The 3,516-nt window shown below is 68.7% G+C and carries 5 protein-coding genes; 3 read left to right on the plus strand and 2 right to left on the minus strand.

The genetic code is table 11. The features are described from left to right. A partial coding sequence (locus GPT33_RS18020; RefSeq protein WP_296811829.1) for a hypothetical protein occupies positions 1-753 on the minus strand: 753 nt, incomplete at its 3' end. A 342-nt stretch (positions 754-1,095) separates the two neighbouring features. Here GPT33_RS18020 and GPT33_RS18025 point away from each other — a divergent pair. Both GPT33_RS18025 and GPT33_RS18030 read left to right on the plus strand, forming a co-directional pair. Then, the gene (locus GPT33_RS18025; RefSeq protein ID WP_296811831.1) at positions 1,096-1,620 is read left to right on the plus strand and encodes a nucleoside deaminase; all 525 of its coding nucleotides are present in this window, start codon (positions 1,096-1,098) and stop codon (positions 1,618-1,620) included. A gap of 85 nt (positions 1,621-1,705) precedes the next feature. Beyond that, complete coding sequence (locus GPT33_RS18030) at positions 1,706-1,834, plus strand: hypothetical protein (protein ID WP_296811834.1); 129 nt, start codon at positions 1,706-1,708, stop codon at positions 1,832-1,834. A gap of 58 nt (positions 1,835-1,892) precedes the next feature. Here GPT33_RS18030 and GPT33_RS18035 read toward each other — a convergent pair whose 3' ends face one another. After that, positions 1,893-2,126 carry a hypothetical protein gene (locus GPT33_RS18035; RefSeq protein ID WP_296811835.1) on the minus strand — a complete coding sequence of 78 codons (234 nt, stop codon included), beginning with the start codon at positions 2,124-2,126 and terminating at the stop codon, positions 1,893-1,895. A gap of 172 nt (positions 2,127-2,298) precedes the next feature. Between GPT33_RS18035 and GPT33_RS18040 the strand changes: the two genes are divergently transcribed. Beyond that, positions 2,299-3,516: Y-family DNA polymerase (locus GPT33_RS18040; RefSeq protein WP_296811837.1), on the plus strand; the 1,218-nt coding region annotated here is incomplete at its 3' end.

Raw genomic sequence — 3,516 nt, forward strand, 5'->3', positions numbered from 1 at the left:
GAGCGCCGCCGCGCTGAAGCACAGCACCGGGTAGCGTGCCGCCGCCAGCGCTTCGGCCAGTGGCCCGGCCACCGGGAAGGCGTCGCCCGAGATCACGCGGCCGCCGACGCGCGCGCGCACCGTGGCGATGAAGTTGCGTAGGTCTGCCCGCCCGATATTGATCAGCTCCGCATCCAAAGCGTCTGCAGCGTCCCGGTCCTCGCCGATCAAGATGAGACGGGGCGGATTCTCCCCGTGCAGCCGATCGGCGGCATGCAGCACGCGCTCGCCGAGCCGCGGAAACGCCGCGAGCACGCCGTCTCCGATGATGACGACGACGTCTGCGCGGTTGCGTGCTTCGCCCAGACTCGTCACCAGCCAGCCGGTCTCTTCCAATACCCGAGCGACGCGAGCGAGCGCGGCGCCTTCGGCGTGCTCGAGCATCCCGCCGCAAACTGCGGCGAGCGTCAGCAACCCGCGCAGGTCACCCAGATCGCCGCGCAAGCCGGCGAATAAAGGGAGCCGGGCAGAAGTCAGCAGCCGCGCCGCTTCCGCTAGGGCCTGCTCGGGCTGCACGGACTCACCCCGCAAACGTGGACGGTGCCCCGTGCCGGGAACGGACAGGAGATCGGCGAATCGTGCCCCGGCAATGGCGCAGCCACGGACGTCGACACTGAGCCGTTCGTCGTTGCGCAGTGACAGGTCGTCACACCCGAGTCCGCAGAAGGGACAGCAGAGCGAAACGGAATCGCGGGATTTGATCAGATCAGTCATAGCTGAAACGGGCTTCGGGCAACGGCGCGCTGGCGCGATGGTCAGTGCGCAAGCAATGCCCGGGCCAAGGCGTGCCTGCCAGTTCCAGCCGCGCGCATTGACCGCGTCGTCGCCGTGTTACTCTCGGCGACGCCTTACAGGCCGTACACCACCGATGCCGAGATCGAGCAGAATTGCGCTACGATCGCCGGATCAAGCTCCGGTCCGCTCATGATCTCTGAGCCACCAAGACGCGAGCGCCTTACGGACGATCGAGTGGAAAATCCAACGAGGTATTGATGACGCTCTACCGGGAGATCACGACAGGGCGGCTCGGGCAGCCGCGAACCGATGGGGGTTGATGTGAGCGTACAATCCGAGTCTTCGGGGCGAGGCGTCGGCGAGGCCGGCGTCTGGTCCGATCATGAGCACTTCATGCGGCACGCCATCGCGTTGGGCGATCGGGGCTCGACAGCGGGTGATGGCGGGCCATTCGGTGCCGTGATCGTGCGTGCCGGGCGCATCATCGGGGAGGGCTGGAATCGGGTCATTGCCACTCGGGATCCAACCGCGCATGGCGAGATGGTCGCAATCCGCGATGCCTGCCGGGGGATCGAGAGCGTCAGCCTGCAGGGATGCGCGCTCTACACCAGCGGCCAGCCCTGTCCGATGTGCCTCGGTGCCATCTACTGGGCGCGGATCGAGCGCGTATTCTACGGGTTCAGCATCCAGGACGCGGCCGGCATCGGCTTCGATGACCATTTCATCCACGAGCAGCTGGCAAGGCCGCCGGAGCAGCGTGCGATCCCCGAGATTCCGCTCCTACGGACGGAGGCACTCGAGATACTCGAAGCCTACGCCGCCAATCCGGGGCGGGTACGTTACTGACGTTGTCGCTCTGCGCGGATCGCCGACCGTCCGGGCGGACCGTCATGGTGCCCCCGAAAAACCCGCAATCCTTTGGAGCAATCCGATGAGTTATGCCTTTGGCGTGGAGATCGACCATCCTTTCGACGCGGCGGTTGAGCGCGTCGTGGCCGATCAGGTCGCCGCCGAGGCGCATGCCATTCTGGAGCGGGTCGTCACGGCGCTGAAGGCGTAACGCGCACATACGCGAGCCTTTCCCGCCCGATCTTCATAATGGCCCGTTCGATGGGAACTCAGCGTCGCGGTGCAGCGCTTGCAAGCGCGATCGCCTCGGCGAGCCGCTTGCGGCGGACGCCGGGCGGAGCCTGCTCGCCTCGGGGGTGCGTGCCGGAGACCTCCACGAGCAGGCAGGACGACTCGGTCAAGGCGGCCAACGGCGGCGGCGCCGGATCGGGCCGGGTATCCAGGGCTGCGTGCAGAATGCGGCAGAGCAGTTGGATGTGACGAGGTACGGTGATCTGGCTCATGGGCGACGCGAGGGCCTCGGTTCGGGAATGCGGCAGTGGGACACGAACGCCCGATGCGCGGTGCGACCGCGAAGGCGGGACGACGCTGTCACGGAACAGACAACAAAGCTGGGGCGTGGTTGCGCATGTCGTGCATTCGTTTTGAGCGCGAATCCGCGCAGGAACAACCGCCATGTTCGCCCTGGTCGACTGCAACAACTTCTACGCCTCCTGCGAGCGGCTCTTCCGGCCGAGCCTGGAGGGGCGCCCGGTGGTGGTGCTCTCCAACAACGACGGCTGTGTGGTCGCGCGCAGCAACGAGGCGAAGGCGCTCGGCATCCCGATGGGGGCGCCCTACTTCAAGTACGCCGAGGTCCTGCGCCGGGCCGACGCCGCGGTCTTCTCCTCGAACTATGCGCTCTACGGGGATCTGTCCCGGCGGGTGATGCAGGTGCTGGCCGGGTTCGCCCCGCGGATCGAGGTCTACTCGATCGACGAGTGCTTTCTGGATCTGGCCGGGGTCCGGGATCCAACCGCCCTGGGCTTGGAGATCGCCCGGACCGTGCGGCGCTGGACCGGCATCCCGGTGGCGGTGGGGATCGCCCCGACCAAGACGCTCGCGAAGCTCGCCACTCGTCTGGCCAAGAAGGGCCAGGGGCCGGCCGGGCCGGTGCTCGATTGGTCGGCGCTGCCGGACCCCGACGCCGTGCTGGCGGGGGTTCCGGTGGAAGACCTTTGGGGCATCGCGGGTCGCTCGGGGGCGCGTCTGCGCGCGATCGGCATCGCCGATGCGCTGGCGTTGCGCGAGGCGCACCCGCAGCGGTTGCGCGCCTCCTTCGGCGTGGTCGTTGAGCGCATCGCCCGGGAGCTGCGTGGGCAAGCCTGTCTGGCGCTGGAGGATGTGGCGCCGCCGCGCCGGCAGGTCATGGTCTCGCGCAGCTTCGGTGCCGCGGTGACCACGCCGGCCGAGCTGCGAGCGGCGGTCACGGCGTTTGCGAGCCGGGCCGGGGAGAAGCTGCGGTCGCAGGGGCTCGCCGCCCCGGCGCTCACGTTGTTCGTGCAGACCAACCCCTTCGACACCGGCCGGGCGTTCTACGCCAACGCCGTGACCCCGGGTTTCCCCGTGCCGACGCAGGACAGCACGGCGCTGGTGCGGGCCGCGACCCGCGGGGTCGACCGACTATTCCGCACCGGCGATGCCTACCGCAAGGCCGGGGTGCTGCTGTCGGATGTGGTCCCGGCGGAGCAGGCGCCGGCGGATCTGTTCGCCGAGGTCGGCGAGGACGACCGTACGCGGCGCCGTATGGCGGTGCTGGACGCGGTCAATCGCAAGTACGGGCGCGAGACCCTGCGGTTCGCGGGCCAGTTGTCGGGGTCCGGCTGGCGGCGACGCTCGGAGCGCGGTTCCGGG

Origin of the sequence: Thiocapsa sp. (assembly GCF_011390875.1) — a bacterium.
Taxonomy (GTDB): Bacteria; Pseudomonadota; Gammaproteobacteria; order Chromatiales; family Chromatiaceae; genus Thiocapsa.